We start from the raw sequence: 1,105 nt of genomic DNA, 5'->3' as shown, positions 1-1,105 counted from the left end.
AGCGCTTTACCTATCCCTCTTCAAGCACCTCAATTACTCTTAGCTTATCATCGAGTGAGATTTTCCCTGTATTAAGTTGAACCATATTCTGTCCGAAACAAACACCAAAATCGTTTTTTCGATACTTAGCTAGCGTCTTTAGAGGCTCTTTGCCAATCTCGCCATGCTCATCAATGCAAGTCATAATACAGCGGCTACATGGCTTAACTAATGCAAACTCTATCTCACCGATAGCAATACGCTTCCACGAGTCTTCTTGAAAAGGGATATCGCCTTCAAGCACAATATTCGGCCGAAAACGGTTCATGCCAACAGGAACTTCCAAGCGGCTATTCAGGTCATCTAATGAGGCCTGGTTAGTCAATAAAATCGGGAAACCGTCAGCAAAGCTAACTTGCTGGCTCTCTGCAAAGAACTCACGGTCGACCTGGCGAAAAGTTGAGTCAGGCATATAGGCCAAAGCCACATTCACCCCCAAATAGTCTGAAATAACTTGTGTCCGGCGGTCTTGTACGGTGAGCGCACCCACTTCATCAGACCAGACACATACATCAGCTTCTTTAGAAAACTCACTTAGCGAAAAACTGACCTCAGGAATGCCCTCGTCCGATATATTTAAAGTACTACCATCAAAGCTTGCAGAAACTTTGGCTAAGGCGCTATATTTTCGCTGAGTAATAAATCGCCCGGCATCATCCACCAACATAAAACGTCGATCAAAACGCAAACCAAAGCGATCAATTTCAACTTCACTTAAGGATACCGGACCAAGAGATTTGACCGGATGAATATTCAAAGCGGAAATTTTATATTCAGACATTTAAGAAGCCTGTTCTTTGACGTAGTCAAGAACAGCTGTTGCAAGCTCATCAGGCTGAAATTTGGATAGCAAGCGATTACACCCAACTCGCTCTGCCATAGCCTGGTTAAAACTACCACTCAAAGAAGTATGCATAATTACATAAAAGTGGCTCAATCGATCATCTTTACGAATTTCAGTCGTTAGTCGATAACCATCCATTTCCGGCATCTCGGCATCTGTTAGCACAAGTAAGCATTGCTTAAGCTTTTCCGGATCATTATCCGCCCACTCCTTAAGCATTTC

The 1,105-nt window shown here is 43.3% G+C and carries 2 protein-coding genes; both read right to left on the bottom strand.

Annotation, left to right across the window (positions count from 1 at the left end; genetic code table 11):
* Nucleotides 1–10: 10 nt before the first annotated feature.
* On the bottom strand, nt 11–820 hold the full coding sequence (locus A3729_RS19100; protein WP_068509730.1) for an MOSC domain-containing protein: 810 nt from the start codon (nt 818–820) through the stop codon (nt 11–13).
* Nucleotides 821–1,105 (bottom strand): response regulator (locus A3729_RS19095; protein WP_156498029.1); only part of this gene is annotated, 285 nt, incomplete at its 5' end. It lies immediately after the preceding gene.

Source organism: Oleiphilus sp. HI0043 (assembly GCF_001634935.1).
The sequence above is the reverse complement of the archived record's forward strand: the minus strand, read 5'-3'. Positions and strand labels throughout refer to the sequence as shown.